18 protein-coding genes are annotated in these 22,044 nt (G+C 49.2%); 16 read left to right on the top strand and 2 right to left on the bottom strand.

Annotated elements, in window-relative coordinates:
• Positions 1 to 70 precede the first annotated feature (70 nt).
• The 3 genes from LY85_RS08280 to LY85_RS08270 all read left to right on the top strand — a co-directional run bounded on the left by LY85_RS08280 (position 71) and on the right by LY85_RS08270 (position 4,307).
• Positions 71 to 1,783 carry a hypothetical protein gene (locus tag LY85_RS08280; RefSeq protein WP_141826255.1) on the top strand — a complete coding sequence of 571 codons (1,713 nt, stop codon included), beginning with the start codon at positions 71 to 73 and terminating at the stop codon, positions 1,781 to 1,783.
• Positions 1,784 to 1,809: 26 nt separating this feature from the next.
• Positions 1,810 to 3,267: an FAD-dependent oxidoreductase gene (locus tag LY85_RS08275; protein WP_141826254.1), complete on the top strand. Its 1,458-nt coding sequence runs from the start codon at positions 1,810 to 1,812 to the stop codon at positions 3,265 to 3,267.
• Positions 3,268 to 3,359: 92 nt separating this feature from the next.
• Positions 3,360 to 4,307: an AEC family transporter gene (locus LY85_RS08270; RefSeq protein ID WP_141826253.1), complete on the top strand. Its 948-nt coding sequence runs from the start codon at positions 3,360 to 3,362 to the stop codon at positions 4,305 to 4,307.
• Here LY85_RS08270 and LY85_RS08265 read toward each other — a convergent pair.
• A complete protein-coding gene (locus LY85_RS08265) occupies positions 4,272 to 5,855 on the bottom strand; it encodes a hypothetical protein (RefSeq protein ID WP_141826252.1) in 1,584 nt (527 codons plus the stop codon). The two genes, LY85_RS08270 and LY85_RS08265, sit on opposite strands and share 36 nt — an antisense overlap.
• A gap of 470 nt (positions 5,856 to 6,325) precedes the next feature.
• Between LY85_RS08265 and LY85_RS08260 the strand changes: the two genes are divergently transcribed.
• The 5 genes from LY85_RS08260 to LY85_RS08240 all read left to right on the top strand — a co-directional run bounded on the left by LY85_RS08260 (position 6,326) and on the right by LY85_RS08240 (position 12,942).
• Entirely contained in the window at positions 6,326 to 7,549 is a 1,224-nt protein-coding gene (locus LY85_RS08260) for an iron-containing alcohol dehydrogenase (protein ID WP_141826251.1), read from the top strand.
• A 43-nt stretch (positions 7,550 to 7,592) separates the two neighbouring features.
• Positions 7,593 to 9,089: an aldehyde dehydrogenase family protein gene (locus LY85_RS08255; RefSeq protein WP_141826250.1), complete on the top strand. Its 1,497-nt coding sequence runs from the start codon at positions 7,593 to 7,595 to the stop codon at positions 9,087 to 9,089.
• Positions 9,090 to 9,254: 165 nt separating this feature from the next.
• A complete protein-coding gene (locus tag LY85_RS08250) occupies positions 9,255 to 10,742 on the top strand; it encodes a sugar ABC transporter ATP-binding protein (protein WP_141826249.1) in 1,488 nt (495 codons plus the stop codon).
• Between the two features lie 52 nt (positions 10,743 to 10,794).
• Positions 10,795 to 11,772, top strand: a complete 978-nt coding sequence (locus LY85_RS08245; protein ID WP_207705553.1) for an ABC transporter permease — start codon at positions 10,795 to 10,797, stop codon at positions 11,770 to 11,772.
• Positions 11,773 to 11,850: 78 nt separating this feature from the next.
• A complete protein-coding gene (locus tag LY85_RS08240; RefSeq protein WP_141826248.1) occupies positions 11,851 to 12,942 on the top strand; it encodes a substrate-binding domain-containing protein in 1,092 nt (363 codons plus the stop codon).
• Between the two features lie 476 nt (positions 12,943 to 13,418).
• Here the strand turns inward: LY85_RS08240 and LY85_RS08235 are convergent, their stop codons facing one another.
• Complete coding sequence (locus LY85_RS08235) at positions 13,419 to 14,003, bottom strand: sugar O-acetyltransferase (RefSeq protein ID WP_141826247.1); 585 nt, start codon at positions 14,001 to 14,003, stop codon at positions 13,419 to 13,421.
• A gap of 275 nt (positions 14,004 to 14,278) precedes the next feature.
• On the opposite strand from LY85_RS08235, the gene LY85_RS19695 reads away from it, so the two are divergent.
• The 8 genes from LY85_RS19695 to LY85_RS08200 all read left to right on the top strand — a co-directional run bounded on the left by LY85_RS19695 (position 14,279) and on the right by LY85_RS08200 (position 22,040).
• Positions 14,279 to 14,410, top strand: coding sequence for a hypothetical protein (locus LY85_RS19695; protein WP_279230993.1), 132 nt, complete (start codon positions 14,279 to 14,281; stop codon positions 14,408 to 14,410).
• Between the two features lie 821 nt (positions 14,411 to 15,231).
• A complete protein-coding gene (locus tag LY85_RS08230; RefSeq protein ID WP_141826246.1) occupies positions 15,232 to 16,113 on the top strand; it encodes a branched-chain amino acid ABC transporter permease in 882 nt (293 codons plus the stop codon).
• A gap of 9 nt (positions 16,114 to 16,122) precedes the next feature.
• The gene (locus tag LY85_RS08225) at positions 16,123 to 17,142 is read left to right on the top strand and encodes a branched-chain amino acid ABC transporter permease (protein WP_141826245.1); all 1,020 of its coding nucleotides are present in this window, start codon (positions 16,123 to 16,125) and stop codon (positions 17,140 to 17,142) included.
• Entirely contained in the window at positions 17,135 to 17,902 is a 768-nt protein-coding gene (locus LY85_RS08220; protein ID WP_141826244.1) for an ABC transporter ATP-binding protein, read from the top strand. The genes LY85_RS08225 and LY85_RS08220 overlap by 8 nt, the downstream gene beginning before the upstream one ends.
• Positions 17,903 to 17,905: 3 nt before the next feature.
• The gene (locus tag LY85_RS08215) at positions 17,906 to 18,613 is read left to right on the top strand and encodes an ABC transporter ATP-binding protein (protein ID WP_038325758.1); all 708 of its coding nucleotides are present in this window, start codon (positions 17,906 to 17,908) and stop codon (positions 18,611 to 18,613) included.
• A 52-nt stretch (positions 18,614 to 18,665) separates the two neighbouring features.
• On the top strand, positions 18,666 to 19,868 hold the full coding sequence (locus LY85_RS08210) for an ABC transporter substrate-binding protein (RefSeq protein ID WP_141826243.1): 1,203 nt from the start codon (positions 18,666 to 18,668) through the stop codon (positions 19,866 to 19,868).
• Between the two features lie 205 nt (positions 19,869 to 20,073).
• Complete coding sequence (locus tag LY85_RS08205) at positions 20,074 to 20,433, top strand: sensory rhodopsin transducer (RefSeq protein ID WP_141826242.1); 360 nt, start codon at positions 20,074 to 20,076, stop codon at positions 20,431 to 20,433.
• A gap of 104 nt (positions 20,434 to 20,537) precedes the next feature.
• Positions 20,538 to 22,040, top strand: coding sequence for an FGGY-family carbohydrate kinase (locus LY85_RS08200; protein ID WP_141826241.1), 1,503 nt, complete (start codon positions 20,538 to 20,540; stop codon positions 22,038 to 22,040).
• Positions 22,041 to 22,044: the final 4 nt, after the last annotated feature.

Raw genomic sequence — 22,044 nt, 5'->3', positions numbered from 1 at the left:
CGGCCTGATTTACCCGAACGCCGGATGTAAGGTCTTTTAGATGAAATCATTGAGAAGGAGAGATACGAAGATGGTAAAACTGCATCCATTGCTGGACCCGAGAGGTATTCAGAAACGCACTGTGATCAAGCTGGCGCACCGTCCCACAATCGAGGAACTGGGAAAAGGGAAAATCCTATTCTACAACAACACCAAGCTGGGCTTCTGCAATTATTATACGGTCTTTGACCGAATAAAAGAGCATTTTACGGAGCTCGGCATTACGAATTGGGTAGAGTATACGGAAACGGTCCGCGGAAAAGATGCCGCGATGCTCGAGGATTACGCCGTGATGCTTTCGAAGGAAAAACCGGCTGCGGCGATCGTTGCCTTCGGGGATATGGGAACGTCATCCTCGACGACCGTCATCGCCATAGAACTGGAAAAGCAGGGGATCCCCACCGTCTACATGACGGCGCCTCCCGGAACGGGAATCACGGAAGGGGTGGGGCTTTACCGGGCCGGAAACTTGTGCATGTGCTCCGTAGACGTCATGCAGGCCAGCACGGTGGAGGAGATCGCGGAACAGGTCGACCGGAAATGGGACTATATCCTCGGTTCTCTGACGGAAAACGGGGAAAAGCTCGAAGAACTGGCGAAAATTCCCGCAAAAATGGATTTGATTCCTCCGGCGGAGGACGGGCTGCTGCCGATCATCAATAAGATTGAGGTGGAAGAAGACCAGCTGCTGGAACCCGGATGCTACATGGAAGAGATCAACGAATTTTTCAACCGGGAGCATATCAGCGACGGCTTGCCCATCATTCCGCCCACAAAGGCGCGTTATGAGAAGATGCTGGAGTACTGCCCGTTCGACGAAGCCTTTAAGCTCTGTGACCCTAGCGGCCCAAGCGGCAAAATCGTTACCGTGAAGGATGTTGCAATCGCGGCGGTGATGGCAGGCTGCGTCCCGCAGGCGATGCCGATTTTGATTGCGGCATTTAAGGCGCTGAACAATAAGAATTATAATCTGAACCAGTCTGTCACGACGTCCCATCCGGGCGGCAATATGCTGATCGTATCCGGGCCGATTGCGCAGGAGATCGGAATTTCCGGGAAGCAGGGCTGTCAGGGACCGGGCTGGCCGATGAACGCGACGATCGGCCGTGCGGTCAACCTGGTGGTTATGAATATCTTCCGTTCGGTTCCCGGCATCTGTGATCTGGACTGCATCGCCTCCCAGGCGGAATTTACATACTGTTTCGCGGAAGAACCGGAACTCGCATGCTGGAACATGATTAACGAAGACCGCTGTGATGCAAAGACGACCACCGTGTATGTGCTGAAGGCCGAACCGATCCATGATATTATCGACTTCCTCAGTCTGGACGGCTATGATCTTCTGGACACCATCACGGCGTGCTGCACGACGCTGGGCTCAAATAATGCGTATATGCCGGGACCGATGATCGTCTGCCTGACTCCGGACCACGGTCAGATGCTGAAAAAGGCGGGCTTCACAAAGGAAATGATTCAGGAGCACATCCATACCTATGCTTACCACGAGGTGCCGATGGTACGCAACCGGGGGCTGGTACCCGTGCGTCCGGCCAGTTTTGCGAACCGCCACCCGATGCCGGTTACACGTTCCCCGAAAGATGTCGAAGTGGTCGTGATTGGCGGAAGAGGCGGGCACTCCGGCGTTATTCTTCCATGGGCGCTGCACAGTGAAGGCTGCGTGGAGCCGGTTGCGCTGCCGGACGGAAAAGCCGCACTGAGCATCAGCGAGTTCAAAACGCATTAATTAAAGAGAAAAGAGGGAGTATTGAAATGCCGAACTATCATGAGGAATATGACGTTATCATTTGCGGAGGCGGCACGTCGGGGGTCGCGGCGGCAATCGCAGCGGCAAGGACAGGCGCAAATACGCTGCTCGTCGAACGGATGGGCGCGTTGGGCGGCCAGCTGAGCGTTTCCGGACCTCCCGGCTTTGCGTTCGCGCACTTGTTTAATCCGTGCGGCGAGCAGGATGCCGCGGGCATTATTGAGGAGATTCACCACCGCCTGCTCGAAGAAGGGCACGCCCTGCCCCATTTGAAACCGGAGATCCGGCTGAGGGCGGGTTATACGTTCTCTTATATCGACCCGGACTGGTTCAATCTGGTTATTTTCGACATGATGGAAGAAAACAAAGTAAACCTCCTGCTCCACACGCTGGTTGTGGATGTGATGAGGGAGGAAAACAGAGTTACGGGCATCGTTGTCGAAAATGCGGACGGACGCAGGGAGATCAAAGGAAAAATCGTGGTCGACTGCACGGGAGAAGGCGATATTGCGTCCCGCGCGGGTGCGCCCTATGAGATCGTTTCTCAGGAGGAGATCCAGCCGCAGAGCCTCGCGTTTACGGCGGACGGCGTTGACTGGAAAGAGCTTCTTGCGTATATTCACACAAATCCGGACCAGTTCACCTATTTTGAGCTGACTCTTCCCGAGATGACCAAGGAGGAGGTCGAAGAAGTCCGCAAGGAAGCCGAGAAATACTATGGCAGCGTTACGGACGTGACGCAGCTCGGGGAAATCATGGGCTTCTATAAACTGCGCGACCACGGGCTGGAGACGGGAGAATGGCATCAATACGCGGGGGTTGGATTCTTCCTCACGCCGCGTGAGGGAGGACATATTCAGGCGCATTTCCAGCATTCGGCACAGGTGCCGGGCATCATGCCGACGGACGCATGGAGTCTTTCCAAGGGTGAAGCGGAATGCAGAAAGCAGATTCAGATTGCATGGAAATTCTTTAAAAAGTACGTTCCCGGCTTTAAAAACGCATACATCACCAGAATCTGCCCCGAGATGAGAATCCGCGAAGGCCGCCGCATTATGGGAGATTACAAGCTTACCCGCGACGATGTTGCGGAAGGAAGAAAATTCCGTGACGTAATCGGCAAAAGTCATTTCAAGGCGGGCGCCCATCATGCCGCAAACGGCAATACCATTGTTTTGACAAACAAATGCGCACCGAAGGACGGGGGTTCACATGATATTCCCTACCGCTGCCTCGTTCCCCTCGGCGTTGAGAATCTGCTGGTCGCAGGCAAAATGATTTCGACCGACAGAGACGCTTATCAGCGCTATGTCCAGCAGACGATGATCACCGGCCAGGCGGCCGGCGCGGCTGCGGCGCTGTGCGCCAAGCACGGCGTATCCCCACGGATGCTCGAACAGGATGTTTCCGAGCTGCAGCAGACCTTAAAAAATCAGGGAGCGGTTCTGGACGGAACCCATTGACACAAACGGATGAGGCTGTAAAAAGGCGGGCGAAGATTTTTTGTCCGCCTTTTGTATCAAGAGTCCGGCAAAGGGCGGGGAGGAGAGCTTGTATGGCTGAGATCGGGATAGTTGCTAATCAGGTGGCGGAATTTTTTCTTCTTATGTCGGTGGGGTTCGCCGCGGCAAAAGGCGGAATATTGACCCGAGAGATACTGGAAGGACTCATGAAGCTGATCGTCAAAATCCTGCTGCCGTGCCTGATCCTGAAAGTGGTTGCGGGGAGCGGGACGACAGTGGCGGATTATACCGAAAACGCGGGCTTTGCCATGGCGATTCTGGCGTGCTACGCGTTGCTGTTCGTCGTGGGAACGGGTGCGGGAAAACTGCTTTGCAGAAAAGGGCCCACTTACAATGTCTTCGTTGCGGAGTTTACCTTCGGGGATATGGGATTTATCGGGATTCCCCTCCTGACGGCTGTGTTCGGAGGGACTGGGACATCCGTCGCGGTCTCCGTATATACCGTTATTGACATGGCGCTTTTATGGACGCTTGGCGTTTATCTGTGCAGCAGGCACAACAAGGGGGCGGCCGACAAACCGAACGTCTGGAAAAACATGATAAGTCCAACAAGCGCGGCGCTTTTGGCGGGCGTCGCGCTTGTGTGCTGTGCCGTCCGCTTGCCGGACGTTTTGATGGGTCCTATCGCATCGATCGGCAGCATGAGCTCGCCGCTCGCTCTGATCTATATTGGAGGGATGCTGTCTTTCATGCCTGTACAGAGTCTGCTCCGGAAAAAGAGCATATTAGGGATCGTGGGGATCAAAATGGTCGTTTTGCCGCTTATTGTGTTCGCGGCTTCCGGCTCGTTTTTCGACATGCGGGAGCGCATGATGCTCATGTACATGGTTGGACTGCCCGCCATGACGACGATCTCCATGCTCGCACAGCTTTATTCCTCGGATCAGGAATACGCGACAACCACCGTCTTTCTCACAACGCTTGCCAGTGTCGGGACGCTTCCGCTAATCACTTGGCTGTCCGGCCTCATGCTCGCATGACGGGGCACTGTCGTCGGGAAATATGGTTTCCGTCAGGATGCGCAGCTGGCGTGAAACATAGTTTCTGTCCCGTCTTTGCGTAAGCGTATTGTACCAGAGTTTGTCGCAGAAGCGAAAAAGCGACAGAATGACGGACGATTCACAGGTGGTAAGGAGAAACGAGTCGTGGAACAGCAGGGAGTCGCAGTGATCGGGGGAATTGAATACGGAAATACAGGTATCCTTTTTCACGAACATATTCAAGGTGGCAGGCGGCCCCACATAACCGTCCTCCAGAAGTGCCATTTCGTACGTTGACTCTGATGGGAGCAGATCGGACAGTTTTCTCAGCAGCCGCCGGAAGGCGTCGTTTGAAATGTAAAGCGGTTTGCCCGAAAAAAAAGAAGGAGTATCCAGCATGATCTTTCTTTTGGTGAGAAGGCTCTCGATTTGCTTTTGCGGGATAAGATACCGAAAAAAATTGCCCGAGTTCTTCTTTGCGTCCCTTTTCAGGGAACGGTAGGCGCCGAGCGCGACTTCCTTGGTGTCGCTCGTTATTCCGTTGCTGTCCAGGATGTCCTCAATTTCCTCCATGGACAGGACATTCACAAAAGGAAAGCGCATCAGTACGTATTGCTGTTCATCCAGATTGACCATTTTGGATAAGAATTTTGCATATTTGTAATAATCCTTTAAAAAATATTTTTCAAAAATAGGCGAGGCATAGCGAAAGGTTCTCTGCAGGATTCGGTAGGCCTCGTTCAGAATCGACGGGGAGGTGAAAGCCAGCACGGTGGCGTCTGGGGAAGCCTCATCGACGGAAAGGCCGTAAAGGAGAAGTTTGTCTTTCAGGAGGAGCGCGACGTGTTTAACGTCATAACCGTCGACGTTTGGTGCGTAGTAGGGCGTAACCCGTCCGGTCAGATAGAGGGGGATCCAGCGCAGAAGGGATTCCGCAAGGGACTTGTACTGCCGGTCGTTCGCATGGATGATCCTGATGGTATTGCCCCGCTGCAGATACTCCAGATTGGCCTGTTCCCATATTTGCTGATAGTCATCATTTTCGGTGAACCAGTTCTGGGTGTCCCACATCAGGCCCCAGATTTCCTGGCCGGGCTGCAGCAAAGCGGCCGTTTTCAACAGCCTTAGAACGGCATCGCGTTTTCCTTCGTTTCCTCTAAACTGAAGGCAGGGGCATTCTCTCCCATGCTTGCTGTTGTGCATGAAATTATAAAGCGCGGCGTCGTCCGCAGACGTATCCGTGCTTTCGAGCAGCCAGCGCTTCAGGGCTAAAGACAGTTCCACAGGGGAGTTGAGATCCAAATTCTCGAAGTCCTGGCCCAACAGGGATTTAATGGTGCTATAGCCCGACAGGGAATCAAGCGAGACGAAATGCTGCACGATGTTGTTCAGATGCATGGAATTTTCTTTAAGACTGCGTTTGCTGTTCTTCCATTTGCTCACGAGGGAAGAGTCGATATGTAGGAGATCAGCGAGTTCTTTCCCCGATATGCCAAAGGCGCTCATCAGCAGATTAAAGTGTGATTGATAGGATTGAACAGTCGACATAAGCGGCTCCTTAGGAATAGAAATGAGTGGCATTTTCCGCGGCAGACGAGGCAGCTCCGTCATCCTGACAGCGTAAAGATGCGGCTATCCTGAGGCAAAACAAAACTGATTGCACAAAAAATCATGACCGTATATAGAATTTTTTATACAAACGATCCTGTTTCCTACTTTATCAAACTCCCTCCGGCCTGTCAATAGGAGAAAAGGAGGACGCGTAAAGATTTCCTTTAAACTGTCAACAATAATGTCAACATGTCTGCTTTGACAAGTTGTCGATTGATATTGACAATGGAAATGTCAAAACAGATAATATGAATATAATAAAAAAACAATTAAATTTATGATTTTTTTGTGTTATTTTTACAATGATTCTGACGGAAATATGTATTTTGGGAGCGATCGCGTTTCCGCAAGGCTAAGTTTCATCCATCCCACGAAAACCCAATAATAAGGAAAAGGAGAGAATGATCATGGCAAGAGTAAAAAACCACCTCCAGTTTGGCATTATGCAGAAATTGTATCAGGGCTCGGGCTGCATATCCGTACTTCCTCAGATACTGAAAAAGGAGGGATGGAAAAGAGTCATGCTGATTGCCGATCCCGGCCTGTATCAGGCGGGGGTGATCAAGCCCGTCGAGGATCTTCTGGAAAGCGCCGAGAATGTTGAATATATTTTATTTAAGAATATACGTCCGAATCCGGAAGCGGTTACAATCGAAACGGAAGCGCTTCCCGCCGCTCATGAATTCAAAGCGGATGTGCTGCTCGCCGTGGGCGGAGGAAGCACGATAGACACGGCCAAGGGCGTTGCGATCGTCGGCGACACGGATGCGCATGTCATGGACTTCAGCGGATGGCCGCCGAGCAAGCCGATCCCCCATAAGACGTATCCGATTATCGCCGTGCCCACCACGGCCGGGACGGGCAGCGAAGTGTGCCGCAATGCCGTTATCTGCGATCGGGACGGATTTAAGCTAGTACTGATGCACGATTCAATTCTGCCTGCCTACGCGCTGATGGATCCGGACTTTTTGGCGGGCCTTCCCTTTCCCATAGCGGCGGCGACGGCCATGGACGCATTTACCCACGCGCTGGAATCCTATACAAATATGAATGCAAACGATTTTACGGAAATGTTTTCCCTGCGTGCGTTGGAACTGATCGGCGAAGCAATTCGTCCGTTTGTGGCCAACCCCGCCGTTGACAAATGGGCGGACATGATGAGCCGGGGTTGCACGTATGCGGGATTTTCGCTCGGTATCGCCAGCATTGGACAGGATCACGTGATCACCCACCCGATGTCCGAAGAGCCGTTCCATATGCCGCATGGGGACGCGTGCGGGATGGTACTGCCTGCGGTCGTCGAGTGGAACGGGCTTGGCTGCAGGGAAAAATACAGAAGGGCTTACAACGCGATTACGAAAAAAAATATCTCCGAAGAAGATTTCGATGTGCAGATGCTGGTCGACTGGGTGGCCGAACTGAATCGCGATTTACATATTGCCGGGGATAAGAGCTTTGAGGATTGGGGTTACAACGATGGCGAAGTATTACAGCTGATGCTGAAGCATCCGATTTTCAACAATAAGGATGCGACGCCCAATGCGGCATGCAGCTACCCCAGAGTGACCAGAATGAAGGACTTTGAATATCTGATCCGGCTTACGAACGAGTATTCGAAAAGAGAGCGTTGAAACCACGCAGGGAAATCCATCTCAATGAAAGGAGAATGCGATTATGAAGATGCTGATTGGCGGGAAAAAGGTAGATTCCCGGGACAAAAGGACAATCGATGTCATCAATCCGGCGACAGGTGCATTTTTGGATACAATTCCTATGGCGACCAGGGAGGATGTCGACGAAGCGGTAGAAAATTCAAAAAAAGGTCAGAAAGAGTGGGCGGCAATCCCTCTTTTGCAGAGAGAAAAAATCATCCATCAGTTTCTGAGGCTTTTGGAAGAGCACAAACGCGAGATCATCTCTGTCTGCACACGGGAATGCGGCAAGCATGTCGGCACGACAATTTTTGAGTTCAATCAGACGCCCACACTGTTTTCAGGTTATATGGAATCCGCGAAACGCATGGACGGCAAGCTGCTGGTACCGGGCACGGAGCTCGGCCACGACGGAAAAACGGCGCAGGATCTGATCATGGTCCTGCATGAGCCGCTCGGCACGGTCGCGGCGATCGTACCTTTCAACGCGCCGATGCTGCTGTATTCCTTTAAAGTGGCTCCGGCGCTTGCAGCGGGCAATTCCGTTATCGTCAAACCGCCGACGGATAATCCGCTTACGGATATTATGATTACGGAGCTCCTGCTGGAAGCGGGCGTCCCGGGAAATACGGTGCAGATCGTCACGGGGAGCGGTTCGAAGGTGGGCAACTGGCTCGTTCAGAATCCGGGTGTTGACGCGGTGAGCATGACCGGCAGCACGGAGGTGGGCGTTGGCATTGCCGGGATTATGGCAAAACGGCTGGCGCCGTATACGCTGGAGCTCGGTGGGAACGATCCGTTTATCGTGCTTGACGATGTGGATGTCGGCAAGGTCGCAAAACAGGCATGCGGCTCCCGGAAAGGGAACACCGGACAGATCTGCATCGCTTCGAAGCGCTTTCTCGTACAGAACAGCATCCGCGAGGAATTTACGGAAAAGCTGCTTGAAAATGTACGTCGGATCGAATGCGGATTTGACGATGATTTTGAGCAGACGATGGAGCAGTATTTCAGCAATGTCGACCGAACGAACACCGCAAATGAAAAAATCGGAAGCTTGATCAGTGTGGAAGCTGCCAAACAGGTCGAGGAGCAGGTCAGGCACACGATCGAGCAGGGAGCGAATCTCGAATGCGGAGGCGTGCGTAGCGGCGCATTCTTTGAACCGACCGTGCTGACGAATGTGACCAAAGACATGGATGTGGCCAGGGACATGGAGATTTTCGGACCCGTGTGGCCAATCATCGGATTTGACACGGTGGATGAGGCTGTAGAGATCGCAAACGCAAGTTCCTTCGGACTTTCGGGCTGCGTCATGACAAACGACTGGAAGCTGGGAATGTACGTGGCGCAGAGAGTGCAGTCCGGAGGCGTGGTGGTGAACGGGTCCTCGGTATACAGGAACCAGATGCAGCCGTTCGGCGGGCAGAAGATGAGCGGGATCGGAAATGAAGGTTTTACGACGCTGGAAGAACTGACAAAGGTCAAAAATATCGTACTGAAAGGATTTCTTGTGTAGACCGGCATATGAGCGGGACCGGGATCACTGGAAAACGCAGGAAATCGGTACTGACCGGACGATGCCATTTACAGATCAGGCAGTACATCATGGAATCGAATGCACAGACTTTCATCAAGGTCCGGAAGCAGGAAAACTCTATTTTCCTGAAAGGTGGGAAATTCCATGGAAAATTCGATTGCTTTTGAACATATCAGCAAAAGATTTTCGGGTGTTCAGGCACTGAAAGACATCAGTTTCCAAGCCAGCGGCGGAGAGGTCTGCGCACTGTTGGGCGAAAACGGAGCGGGAAAAAGCACGCTGCTGAAGATACTGAGCGGTACCCTTCGCGCGGATTCGGGAAAGTACTTTATTAATGGCAAGGAGGCCGCGTTTGCCTCGCCGACCGAGGCGATCCGCTCCGGCGTAAGCATCATCTACCAGGAAAGGCAGCTGGTGGGCGAGCTTTCCGTAACGGAAAATGTATTTATGGAGGACCTTTACAAAAGCGGTCTGGGAATCGTGGATTTTCAGAAATCCCACGCCGAAATGAAGAAGATCATAGACTTGTTCCGGCTGCCTTTTTTACCCCAGACAAAAGTGAACCGGCTTTCCGTGGCACATCAGCAGATGGTGGAGATCATGAAAGCCTACCGGCGCAACAGCAAGATCATTGCGTTTGACGAACCGACGGCGAGCCTTTCGGACGAGGAAATCAATGTGTTGTTCGGCCTGATCGAACGGCTGCGTGAAGAAGGAAAAGTCATTCTGTATGTATCGCACAGGCTGAAAGAGCTTTTCCAGATTTCGGATAAGATTGTGATTCTGAAGGACGGCTGCTTTGTGGCGGAAGTGGCGACAAAGGAGGCGACGGAACAACGGCTTGTTTCCATGATGGTCGGCCGCGATATCGGGGATATTTACAACGGACTCAGCCGCAATGACCAAATCGGAGACATCGTGCTGGAGGCAAAGGAGCTTACGAACGATCATATCCATGATGTGAGCTTTCGTCTGCACAAAGGGCAGGTGCTGGGCTTTGCGGGCCTTGTGGGGGCCGGGCGCTCGGAAACGATGCGCGCGATCTTCGGGGCGGACCGGCTTTTTTCCGGCGAAGTGTATGTGAAGGGGCAAAAGCGCAGGATCCGGTGTCCGCGCGACGCAATCAGAGCGGGAATCGGCCTGTGCCCTGAAGACCGGAAGGAGCAGGGGCTGGTTCTGACAAGATCGGTCAAAGACAATCTGACGATCCCGATCCTGCGCACGCTTACAAATAAGGGTGTGATCGATGCCGATAAGGAAAGAACCGTTTCCGAACAGGCGGTTCAAACCTACGGAATCAAGACGCATTCCATCGAAAAAGCGGTTGTTGAGCTTTCCGGCGGGAATCAGCAGAAAGTGATCCTTGGGCGCTGGCTGCTCGCGAATCTGAAAATTTTGATCCTGGATGAGCCTACCAAGGGCATTGACGTCGGCGCAAAGGCAGAAATTTATCAAATGATATGCGATCTTGCCAAATGCGGAATGGGCGTCATCTTCATCTCCTCGGAGCTGCCCGAGATCCTGAACATATGCGATGATGTCATCGTCATGAACAGCGGAAGGGTGAGAGGAGAATTGACGAAAAGGGAGTTTTCGGAAGAGCGGGTCCTTCAATTGGCGATGCAGGAATAGAATCAAGACAGTTTCCGTAAGGTACAAATGTTGCAGCGTTGGAGGGATAAAAGTGAGAAACGGAGAACAAACAAGATCGAATAGAGCAGCCGGTGCGATGGTTTTTCAATCGAATGCCGTCATGCTGTTGCTTGTACTGGCGGTCGTCATCGCATTTTTTTCGATCACGAATAAAAACTATTTTTCCTATACGAATATAACCAATATTCTGTTGGGCGCATCGACGGTCGGACTGCTTGCCATCGGGGAGACATATCTGATTATCGCGGGACATATCGACCTCTCGAGTGCGCATACGGCGGCGCTGTTCGGCGTGTGGACGGCCATTTTGATCAATAGCGGAATGCCATGGGGATTTGCAATTCTGGTCGTCATTGCGGTCAGTCCTCTCGTGGGCTTCGCAAACGCGGGGCTTGTCAATATCTTTGGACTGCAGCCTTTCATTGCCACGCTGGCAATTGCGCAGGTATGCCAGGGGGTCGGATTCCTGATCTGTAATGGCAAATCCATCCCGATAAACGAGAAGACGTTTGTGATGATAGGCTCGATGAAGCTGTTGGGTATTTCCTTTCCGGCACTGCTGATGATCGTACTGTTTTTCGTATATGGGTTCATTCTCTCGAAAACGGTGTTCGGCCGCAGCGTGTACATGATTGGAGGAAATCAGACCGCGGCACACCTTGCCGGCTTAAATCCCAAAAGAATCAGCACGATCCTGTACGTGATGAGCGCCATGATTGCCGCCGTGGCGGGCGTATTGATGACGGCGAAAATGCATTCGGGGCAGCCGGCCAGCGCAACGGGGTCGGAATTTGACGCAATCACGGCCGCAATCCTGGGCGGTGTGGCGTTCAGCGGTGGCAAAGGGAATCTATTGGGGTGCTTTATCGGCCTTCTGATTATTGAATGCTTTGGCAACGGATTAACTGTGCTCAATGTTTCGTCTTTCTGGCAGATGGTCGCGAAGGGACTGCTGCTGATTGCGGCGCTGATTTTTGATTATGTTCGCAGAAAAAAACTGGCTGTTTGACAGAAAATGGAAAGTTATTCCGGTTTCCAAGCCCTATGGCCCATCAATCTACCGTGAAATAAAAGGAGGAGCGAAAGTATGAAGAAACCGGTGAGAGTCCTGTTGGCAATTGCAATGGTGCTGTGCATAACGCTTGGCGGCTGTACGGATGCTGGAACGGTCTCCGGGAGCCAGGCTCCCCCAGAAATATCGGGCGGATCCGTCGGGGAAAAGAAGCTGACCCTTGAGTATTTTGCCACTTCCATGACGGTGGAATGGATACAGCAGGTGGAAGCCGCGCTTAAAAAGCTTGGGGAAGAAGAGAATTTCGAGCTGCTGTCCGCGGATGCAAATCGTGATATCAATGCGCAGCTTTCGCAGATCGACACGGCAATCGAACAGAAAATCGACGGTGCAATCCTGTTTGTGGTTGATGAGAACAGTGCGCCTGCGGCGGTTGAGAAACTGAACGCAGCAAAGATCCCCGTGATCGGCGAGAGTATGAAGCTTCAGGATGGCGGCGGAAGCAACATTGCGCCTTACGTCGAGCTTGATTCCTATAACGTGGGAGTCAGGTGCGCGGACTGGGTAAGCCAGAATTACAAGAGCTGCGGCGCTGATTTCTCTGATTTGTCGAAGGTGGGCCTTATTTCAAACACGAACAGCAAATACCGGCCCGACGTGCTGCGGACGGACGGTTTCCGCGAAGCGTTTGTCAAAGCGTTTCCGGGGCTCCCTAAAAGCAATATCTTTATGGCGGATTGTGCGGCGGAAGCAACGAGCAATGATAATACGGAAGCTTCCTATAAGCAGGTATCCACCGTCATTTCTTCTCATCCGGATATCGAATACTGGGTCATCATGGGTGCGGTTGACAACTACGCCATGGGCGCATGCCGTGCGGTAGAAGCGGCGGGCGTCGAGGATCGTACGATCCTCGTATCCGCGGGCGGCGAGCTGGCGGTCAAGGAGTGGGCAAACGGCACAGGGAAAGCCTGGCGGGCGGTGTGCTATTATGATGCGATGAATTTTGCAAAAGTAATTGTTGACGGGATGGTGGGAATCCTGCGCGACGGGAAATCCCCTGAAGAAATTTACCCTGACTATAAGCAGGCCGGCCAGAAGTACGCGGCGGTCAAAATAACAGGCAATATGTGTACATCGGAAGACTATAAGCAGTATGTTCACTGAGGAAAACGGAAGGGTTTCTCCGCGAAAATTTTAAAGATGCGGAAAAGATCTCCCGCCGAAGTGTGCACGGCCCCAAGGTAGCTGGACAGAGCAAAAGGTCGCCGGACGTAGAATATCTTCAAATCACACGGACTGACGTCGTTTTTCGAGCGACGTCAGTTTTTTGTCATATGAAAACCCCCGGCTATGCCGGGGCGTTCAGAAAAAGCTTTAGCGATGAGTATAACAAAAACCTTCTTAATGAGCAAAAGAATCCCTGGTTTAGTTTTGACGTGGCGAAGGTTGTACGGTATGCCGTCCAAATAAATCATGACCGGCTGATACAGAACAACAAAAGGAAATTGACGAACTAGAAAGGCTATTTAAAAAAGCTGTAAGTCATAGGCTAAACCAGTTTTTATCTACCGGCAAAAATACCATCGGGTGATTATAATTACAGGACAATGTTTTTTTAAGAGCATGAACGCCGCCCTGATCTATTTTTCGTATTTTTCTTTGTCACTCTCAGTGATCTCCCGGATAACTTTGCAAGGATTTCCTGCGGCCAGCACATTGGATGGAATGCTTTTAACTACCACGCTTCCTGCGCCAAGGACTGTGTTGTTTCCAATGGTCGCCCCGGGTAGGATCGAGGTACCAGCGCCAACCCATACATTGCTTCCGATGTTAACAGGAAATGCATATTCAAGCCCAATATTGCGCTGCGGCACGTCTAAAGGGTGACCGGCGGTGTAAATGCCCACATTGGGCGCGAGAAATACGTTATCTCCAATGGAGACTTTTGCACCGTCCAAAATGACACAATTCACGTTGGAGAAAAAGTTTTCGCCAATATGAATATTGTATCCGTAGTCACAATAAAAAGGCTGCTCAATACAAAATCTTTCTCCGATTGTTCCCAAAAGCCTTTTTATAAGTTCTTTTCTCATAGCGTAGTCTGAGGGATTTAAACGGTTGTATTCTAAGAGAATCTGTCTTGCTTTATTTCGTTCAGAAATTAATTCTTTATCGTAATTTGCATCATACAACAGTCCTGCGGCTGCTTTTTCTTTTTCAGTCATATTATTTCACCTATCCTGTTATTTGATTTGGAATGTCACGCCAAATTTTGCATGATCGGTTATAAAATCTGCAGATTTTTATAAATTATCAATTAAACATTTAAAATATAAAGAAATTATGAATAATCAAGTAAAAAATATTGCAAATTTTATTTTTTTATTATATTGACATTGGACTCTGGGTGCTCTATAATAACACCAACAACAAAGGCGCTGTAGGGATTGCCCTATGGTGCCTTCTTTCTTATTCAAAATTAATATAGGGGGTGATTCAAATGAACGATAATCTGAAAGTGGATTCATCAAAGAAGGCTTTGCCTATTTTCCCATATAGACCATTGACGGCGGGACTTCTGCATTTTGTTTTAAGGCTTGAACCAATTGCTTTTTTATTTATTCCTATATGACAACGTTATCATTATACACCTAAAATAATGATTAGCAATCACTTTTCCAAAAAACATATAATCTATAAAATTGTTATATATTATGCTTGACAACTCGTATAATAATAGTTATTATGTAGTAAAGAACACCGCGAACACATTTTGTATAGAATCAATTCGCCATTAAAAGTCTGCAAACGATTGCAAAAAAATTATTTAATTGCACAATCTTCATGGTGGTTGGATTTGGTTCCGGAATCTGCCGATCTGGAAACGGCGAAGGGATCATAGCGGTATAGGAAATGGCCTTGAAGCAGACGCAGGGGACCAAGCCCGCGGGAAGAATGCCAGATTAGGAACGTCTTCGCCGGGATAATGAAGCAGGAAAAGTCGTATCCGGAGAAAGCTGAAGTGCTGGACGTTAGTAAAAGGCTGTCCGGGCAGACAAAGAAAGAGCCAACAGGAAAAACGGAACGGCTGGAATCACCTAAAAACAGCACGGCGGCGTGACGGAAAGAGCTTTCTGCTGGATAAATATGAGGATAGTTGGTGATAAAGACGACAGACAGTAAAACCGCGAATACTTGGAGGAATGAAAATGGAAAGAATTTTAAAGAAGCGGAAAATTATTATAAAGGTGGAAAAAAGTGAACATCAATTTTAATTGATAATAAGAGAACAGAAATAAAACGGGGAGGCGTTTTATGAATACCGCATAAAAATAATTTCATGTGTTAAGCAGCATGCCCCGAAATGTGGGACGAGGAAACAGGAGTAAGCAAAAGATGCTTAAAAGAGAACAGCAAATCTGAGCATGGTCACTTAAAAAGGGGGAGAAAAAATTGTTTTTTCAGGTGTTGATAAATGCAATAAGCGTTGGCAGCGTGTATGCGCTGATTGCACTGGGCTATAATTTCGTCTACGGTATTTTGGAGCAGCTGAATTTTGCGCATGGCGATGTTTATGCAGTGGGCTGCTTTGTTACATATACGGTTTATCTGGCTGCGGGAAATGTGTTTGTGGCAATGATTGCCGGTATTGCGTCTGCCGTTCTAATCAATCTGATCGTGGAACGCTTTGCTTACAGGCCGTTGCGAATAAAAGGTGCGAATCGCATTGCACCGACTATTTCGGCGGTAGGCATTGCATATATCATGCGGAATGGGATTCAACTGATTTGGGGTCCGCAGACATATCGCTTTGATCTTAATATGGGCGGTGACCGCAGCTTCCAGGTCGGCGGTTTATACATCGGCATATTACAGATTTGGATTCTGGCCATTGCTATTGCAGTTATGGTCTGTGTAAGCATTTTACTCAAAAAAACCAAGTGGGGGCAGGCGATCATCGGCGTATCCCAAAGCCTCCCAACCTCAGAGCTGATGGGTATTGATGTGAATAGAAATATTGCCTTGGTATATGCACTCGGCGGGGCAGTCGGTGCCATCGGCGGCATCCTGTTCTGCAGCTACTACGGCTTTATCTATATGGGCATAGGCTTTGCCTATGGCACAATGAAGGCTTGGATGGCGACCGTTCTGGGAGGGATCGGCAGCACAAAGGGCGCAATTATAGGCGCTATGTCCTTAGGTATTTTAGAAACGTTTGTCTCGGCTTTTATTTCCACAGCTAATAAGGATATTATTGTTTGGGGAGTTTTTATCCTTTTCATTCTGGTTAGGCCTAAAGGGCTGTTCCCTGCTGAAATCGCAGAAAAGGTGTGAGGAGTAAAAATGAAAACAATAAAAAGAATGAATATAAAGCTGAAAACCCCCCTTTTAATCGTATTTTTACTTGTATACGCCTGCACACCGCTTATCATTACGAATAATTATGTGCTTAGAATCATCAACAACATCATGCTCTACAGCATAATGGCGCTTTCGGTCAATTTGATCATGGGCTTTTGCGGTATGCTGGATTTTGGCAGATCTGCGTTTGTGGGCATCGGTACTTACTTTTATGCTCTTGTGATGACCAGAACCCATGTCCCGTTTCTCGTAGGCTTTCTGGGCGCCGCTCTGTTTTCAGCCATTATTGGCTATATATTGGGCGCGTTTCTGCAGAGAACTTCATTCGACTATTTTACGCTCATCACGTGTGGATTTGTTATCATTTTTCAAACATTTTTGATCAATGCACCAAGTGTTACCGGCGGCCCGATCGGTATTATGGGAGTGCCGGCACCGGAAATCTTTGGTTTTCAATTCTCCACACCCCAACGCTTTTTCTACTTTGTATTTGCCTTGCTGGTGATTGTATACATAATAATCAGAAATATCACAAGATCACATTCCGGACGGGCGCTGGAAGCAATCCGTGATGATGAGATTGCGGCATCGTATTCAGCAATCAATATCCCGAAATATAAGGCTCTTTGTTTTGGCATAGGATCTTTTATTACAGGTCTTGCCGGTGCCGCCATGGTAAGCTATACCGGCTATGCGTCTCCGGATAATTTCACTCTCGACGAAGGCCTGATCCTGTGCCAGATGGCGATTCTCGGTGGTTTAGGCAGCCTGCCCGGCTCAATATTAGGTGCGGCAATTCTTATTGTTGTTCCCGAATTATCTAGAACTGCGTATGAATACAGACTGCTGATTATGGGATTAATGATGGTCATCCTGATGCTGTTTTGTCCGAATGGCTTGCTCGGAAAAAACGGCCTGATGGATATCATTGTTCACTCGATTAACAAGTTAAGACATAAAAGCCATCATGAAGCTATGGAAGGGTGTGATGAGAATGACTGAATTGCTGAAAGCCGAACATCTTTCTAAGAACTTTGGAGGCCTGAAAGCGTTAAGCGACATTAATATTACAGTCTTTGACAACGAGATATTCGGGATTATCGGTCCCAACGGCGCAGGTAAAACGACCTTGTTTAACAATATAACAGGCTTCGATATCCCGTCGGAAGGCAAGGTATATCTCGAGGGGAAAGACATGACCGGAAAAAATGTCACGCTGTTCTGTAAAGAAGGGATTGCGCGAACCTTCCAGAATATTCGGGTGTTCTCACAGATGACGGTATTGGGGAACGTGCTGGTCGGCATGCACAAGAATATGACTAGCAGCATGCTCCAAACTATCCTGAGAACGCCAAGTCAGCGCAGGGAAGAACGGGAGGCTTACGATAAGGCCCATGAAGTCTTAAAAATCCTTGGGATCGATAATGTTGCCGACAAATTGGCAAATTGCCTGCCTTATGGTACGCAGCGGAAAGTTGAAATCGCGCGTGCATTGATTAGCCGCCCTAAGGTGTTGCTGCTGGATGAACCGACGGCCGGTATGAATCCTCAGGAAACGGATGATTTGATGCATTTGATCGCCAAAATCCGTGATTTGAACATTACGGTTATCGTCATTGAACACAACATTAAGTTTATGTTGAACCTCTGTAACAGAATTGCCGTTTTGAATTTCGGTCAGCTTTTAGCTTTGGATGTACCGGAAAAAGTCAAGGTGAATCCTGAGGTTATCAAGGCATATATCGGCGAGGGGGAGGAATAAACCATGCTTCTTGATGTGAAGGATCTTGTTGTCAAATACAATCAGATTCCTGCCCTGAAGGGGATATCCCTTTCTGTAGAGGAAGGCAAGGTGACGACCCTCCTCGGTTCCAATGGTGCAGGAAAATCCACGCTCTTAAAAACTATTTCTGGCGTACTAAAGCCAAGTGAAGGCGAAATTATTTATCTCGGGCGCAGGATCAATAACGAGTCGGGCCATGACATTGTAAAAATGGGCATTGCGCAGTGTCCGGAAGGCCGTAAAGTGTTCCCCAGGCAGACGGTTTATGAAAATTTGAAAATGGGCGCTTATATCAGAAAGGATAAAGAGGTTGAGTCGGATATCGAAAAGTATTTCAAGCAGTTCCCGATACTGCAAGAGCGCAGGAATCAGAAGGCGGGCTTTCTTTCCGGAGGGGAACAGCAGATGCTGGTGATCTGCAGAGCACTGATGTCCAGACCTAAACTGCTGATGCTGGACGAACCGTCCATGGGTCTGGCGCCGATCATTGTAAAAGAAGTGTTTAACGCGATTCGTATGGTAAAGGAATCCGGAACAACCATTCTCCTGATTGAACAGAACGCAAAGCAGGCATTGCAAGTGGCTGATTATGGCTACATTTTAGAGGTTGGCCGTATTACGATCGCCGATGATGCGGATGCTCTGCTGCATAGCGACACGGTTCAGAAAGCATATCTGGGCGGGGCATAACAAAATGCAGAATTTCCGTAAGGAAAAATAAATATGAAAAGAGGAAAATGAAATGAAAAAGAGACCCGCAGTAATTTTGGTGCTCCTTGGTATGGTGTTCTCCATGGCAGCCTGCTCGTCAACCGGAACGTCCCAGACAACTCAGTCGGCGGCAAGCACACAGGCGTCTGCCGCGCAGGCATCCGCAGCAGGAAATGAGATCAAGTTCGCAGTAGCCGTTCCGCTGACTGGTGACCAGTCTGAACAGGGCTTACAGTACCAGAAAGCCTGCCAGCTGGCAGTGGAAGAAATCAATGCCGCAGGCGGTATCAACGGAAAGAAGCTGGTAGAAGAGTCCTTTGACGACCAAGGTTCCCCGAATCAGGCAGTCGTTGTCGCAGCAAAAATTGCCGCGGACCCCAGCATAGAATTCGTCATCGGACATTTGAACTCCGGCTGTACAATGGCGGCCATGCCTACCTACATTAACGCAGGATTGGCTATAGTTTCTCCCACCAACAGTATGGACGAATTGTCCACCCAGCCCTGGAAAAACTACTTCCGTGCTTCCCTGTCAGACGGTATCTCCGCAAAACGTTTAGTTGACGCTATATATGCCGCCGGCGCTACCAAACTAGGTATATTCTATGGAAATATTACAAACGACCTGTCGGCTAAAGAAGTCTTTGCCAACTACATACAAAAAGAGTTAGGTAAAAAAGTTTACGCTGAAGCAACGTACAATCCCAGCACTGACCGTGACTTTTCCTCTCAGGTTGAGGCTTTTAAAGCTGCAGGATGTGACGGCATCGTTTTCACCGGCGAATATACACCCGCTGCGCTGTTTGCGACCCAGGCACATTCAAAAGGCTATACTCCCATAATGGGTGGCCTGTCTGCCAACAACCCTGCAATCCTTCCGCTTGGCGGCAAAAATGTAGAGGGACTGTTGACTGTGTGCGGCTTTGATGTGACTAATACGGATCCAAAGGTTCAGAAGTTTGTTAAAGATTACAAAGCAGCTTATGGTTCCAATCCGAACGATACTGGTTCCAGATCCTATGACTGCATTTATATGATTGCAGACGCATACAAAAATGGTGCTACAAAGGATACGCTGGCCGACTACATTTCCAATAAGACCAATTACCAAGGTGCTACCATGAACTTTAAGTTCGACGGTCAAATCGACAATAAGGAAGCGGATGTCTATATCCTGAAGATTCAAGATGGTGCGTTTGTAAAAGTCGCCCGTTATACTTATAGTGGCCAATAAAAATTCGCTTTTATAAATGGTTCTGCAATTTTGTGGTATGGGCTGTACGGAGGCCCATACCGCAAAACCGAAAAACTGATCCGAACGATGGCCCGGCTCGCATATAGCTGCTAATGTACGAAAAAAATTCAGAACTTTCAACTTCATTATTTGATGGAACAAATGTCCTTTCAGAGACGCATCTTAAAGACAAGGAGCTTCTAAAATGGAAATAGGAAAAAAGTATTGGGTATTTGCAGATGGGGATCTTCCTCCGCATGGCGACAGCGAGCCTCTGGGCCATGAAGCACTCATGATTACCAATGCGGGTGATCAGGACGCAGTGATTGACATGGAGGTTTTATTCTCTGATAAAGAGCCGAAAAGCAGCGTTATTTTAAAGGTTCCCGCAAAGCGCGTGATTGGCTTTCGCTTGGACTATCCGATCGGCGAGGAAAATTATCAGATCCCGTTTGGCCAGTATGCACTGGTGCTTAAAAGCAGTGTGCCGGTTGTGATGGTGTTCGGCCGGCTCGACCGCCGCAAGGACTGCGCTTACTACGAAATGGATGGTTACAGCATGTAACTGTTTTTATATGAAAACGTTGTCAGTATCTTTATTCTAATGGGCCTTTGCTTCCGCTTTTAGCAATAGCTGTTGGCAATCCGGAAAGGAGGAAATTCATTTCAATGAAGTATTTTTTAGGAATCGACAATGGCGGAACCTTTACAAAATCCGTTGTTTTTGATCAGAATGGTAAAGAGGTCGGAAGTGCTTCAGGTCAGATCCCGATGATTACACCGAAGGCACAGTATACGGAACGCGACATGGATTATCTGTGGCAGGAAAATGTACGCAGCATAAAAAATGCTGTTTTGAACGCGGGGATCGATTCCGCCGATATCAAAGGTATTTCTTTCTCCGGCCATGGCAAGGGCATTTATTTGTGGGGGAAAGACGGAAAACCTGCCTACAACGGCATTATGTCGACCGACGGGCGTGCTTATGAATACCCCGTCCGCTGGGAGAAGGACGGGACCGCTGACAAGCTTTTTAAAAAAACGTATCAAAAAATCCTGACATGCCAGCCTATTTCCCTCCTCAAATGGTTTCAGGAGAACGATCCGTCTGTGTTGGAAAACACCCGGTGGATTTTCGGCAGTAAGGATTATATCCGATTCCGTCTTACAGGTGAAGCAAATGCCGAGATGACAGATTTTTCAGGTTCAAACCTGGTGAATTTGAAGACGGCTTCGTACGACTACGAAATCTTAAAATTCCTCGGTTTGGAAGAGGTGTGGGACAAACTCCCGCCGCTAAAATATTCTACGGAATTGTGCGGCCGTGTAACAGAAAAAGCAAGCCGTGAGACCGGGCTAGCCGCGGGTACTCCGTGCGCTGCCGGTATGTTCGATATCGACGCGTGCGCTATTGCAATGGGTATTACGAACAGCGATAATCTTGCGGTAATCGCCGGAACCTGGAGTATCAATGAATATATTTCAAAGACTCCCATTCTGGACAAATCAGTTATGATGAACTCGCTGTACTGTATGCCGGGTTATTACCTCATCGAAGAGAGCAGTCCAACTTCCGCGTCCAACCATGAGTGGTATATCAATATGTTTATGAAGCATGAGAAGGCCGAATGTAAAGAGAAGGGCGAAAGTGTTTACAAGCTGGCAGATAAAATGGTGGCGGCGATCGCTCCGGAAGAACAGGATATTATTTTTCTTCCATACATCTATGGTTCCAATTATAATTCCCGCGGGAAAGCAGCCCTTGTGGGAATGGACAGCCACCATACCGACGCACATATTTTAAGAAGTGTATATGAAGGAATCGTGTTCTGTCACAAGGTACTTGAAAAGCTCCTGAAAAATTGCGACCAGGCGAGGGCTGTTCGTCTGGCGGGCGGTGTGTGTAACGCTCCGGTATGGATTCAGATATTTGCCGATGTATTCAATTTGCCTGTTGAATTAATCGATACCAGGGAGCTGGGCGCGTTTGGAGCGGCCATGGCGGCGAGGGTCGTCAGCGGGGAATATGAAAATTTGGAAAAGGCCGCGAAGGACATGGTGAAACTGAAAGATACGGTTTATCCGATTGCAGAAAATGTTCCGGTTTATCAAAAAAAATATGAGCGTTATTTAAAAGTGTCCAATGCGTTGGAAGACTATTGGAATGATTAAGGAG

Origin of the sequence: Clostridium sp. KNHs216 (assembly GCF_006714885.1) — a bacterium.
GTDB lineage: Bacteria > Bacillota > Clostridia > Oscillospirales > Acutalibacteraceae > Caproiciproducens.
Note: the sequence above shows the minus strand (reverse complement) of the source record. Positions and strands in the feature narration are given on the sequence as shown.